This window comes from Photorhabdus antumapuensis (genome assembly GCF_020387775.1).
Lineage (GTDB): Bacteria > Pseudomonadota > Gammaproteobacteria > Enterobacterales > Enterobacteriaceae > Photorhabdus > Photorhabdus antumapuensis.
Genome location: NZ_JAHZMK010000010.1, coordinates 214,356 through 216,448 on the forward strand (window position 1 = coordinate 214,356; position 2,093 = coordinate 216,448).

Genomic DNA, 2,093 nt, shown 5'->3' on the forward strand with positions numbered 1-2,093 from the left:
CGAAATCTATTAGGTATAGATAGAATGGGAAGAAATATATGAGTATGATAATTGGGAAAATAATTTAATATTACATTAAGTTAGCGGAGAAAATCAGATATTACATGCCCTGAAACACCGCCATATTGACGGTGTTTCAGAAATAAAGCGACCTATTAAATTAAAGTACGTGAACAGACGACGTGTTGGTTGTGCCACTTGGAACTAGGGCGCCAGATACCATAACCACGATTTCGCCTTTCTTCGCCAGGCCACTCGCTAACGCCGCTTCTTTACCAATGCGGTAGAAATCATCGGTAGAGGCGATTTCTTTAACAATTTGGGTAGAGACGCCCTTAACAAGCAGTAATTGGCGGGCAGTCACTTCATTAGTAGTTAATGCCAGAATGGGGGCGCCAGGGAAATACTTACGAATGGATTTAGCCGACTTACCGCCATAGGTTGCGACCACAATCAGAGGGGCTTCCAATTTTTCTGCTGTTTCAACCGCACCACGACACACCGCTTCGGTCACACGCAGGTTACGGCAATTGACGGCTTCGATACGGCTTGGCATGACGCGGTCTGTACGCTCACAAATCGTTGCCATGATAGTCACTGCTTCTATTGGATATTTGCCTTTTGCACTTTCACCGGAAAGCATAACTGCATCAGTACCATCCAGAATGGCATTAGCGACGTCCCCAGCTTCAGCACGGGTAGGACGCGGATTTTTAATCATAGAATCGAGCATCTGAGTTGCAGTGATAACAACTTTGCGAGCGATATTACATTTTTGAATCATCATCTTCTGGGCGAAGATCACTTCTTCAACCGGAATTTCAACGCCCAGATCACCACGAGCAACCATGATCCCGTCAGAAACTTCCAGAATTTCATCAAAATTGTTCAGACCTTCCTGATTTTCAATCTTAGAGATGATTTGAATATTTTCACCGCCGTGCACTTTCAGATGTTCACGGATTTCCAAAACATCGGAGCGTTTACGGATAAAAGAAGCGGCGACAAAATCAACACCTTGTTGGCAACCGAAGATCAAATCTTGCTTATCTTTTTCAGCCAGGGCAGGCAGGCTGATGGAAATACCCGGCAGATTAACACCTTTATTTTCTCCCAAGTCACCGTTATTCAAAACTTGGCAAATAACTTCTGACTGAGTAACCTCTTTAACTGTCATGCCGATCAAGCCGTCATCAACTAGCACGGTATTACCGGGAGCCAGATCCGCAGGGAAACCACTGTAAGTGACAGCAACACGGTCTTTATTACCGATAACGGAAGTGTCAGTGGTAAAAGTGAAGGTCTGACCTGAGGTTAGAGAAACATCATTACCGCCTTCCAGCTTCATAGTTCGAATTTCAGGGCCTTTAGTATCCAGCAAAATAGCGGCTTGTTTACCTGTCTTAGTCATAACTGAACGGATATTTTGAATACGCTGGCCGTGCTCTTCATCGTCTCCGTGTGAAAAGTTGAGGCGCATAATATTCATGCCGGCATTCAACAGTTCGGTTAGTTTTTCTTCGGATTCTGTTTTTGGTCCGATAGTACAAACAATTTTGGTTTTTTTCATGACAATCTATCTACAGGTTTTAATTGAATAAAATAGTGAACCACCCACTTTATGGTTTGCGCGGATACCATGTGGTGTTGAACGTTGCGCAACATCATTAAGGATAAGTGGTGGAGAAGACATGCGGTGCTTTTCGTGTGAGGTTAGGCACATGTAATTATGCGAGCTTATATACCCTTCATCTTTCAAGCTGCTGCTTTGTTGGCTGCTTTCACTCACCCCAATCACATAGTCATCTATGCTCCTGGGGATTCGTTCACTTGCCGCCGCGCTGCAACTCGAAATCTATTAGGTATATACCCGTTATCTTTCAAGTTGCCTCTTTGTTGGTAACTTTTCCGTGTTCGGCAAATTAATAAGCTGAAACCATTCAACCCTAAATTGCGCTGTATTATAGAGACTTATTTCTGTGAAATGAATCGAAAAATGATTATACCCTTCATCTTTCAAGCTGCTGCTTTGTTGGCGGCTTTCACTCACCCCAGTCACATAGTTATCTATGCTCCTGGGGATTCATTCACTT

1 protein-coding gene is annotated in these 2,093 nt (G+C 43.6%); it reads right to left on the minus strand.

From position 1 onward, the window contains the following. Positions 1-160: 160 nt before the first annotated feature. The gene (gene pykF / locus KZ793_RS03075) at positions 161-1,570 is read right to left on the minus strand and encodes a pyruvate kinase PykF (protein ID WP_225813382.1); all 1,410 of its coding nucleotides are present in this window, start codon (positions 1,568-1,570) and stop codon (positions 161-163) included. Positions 1,571-2,093: the final 523 nt, after the last annotated feature.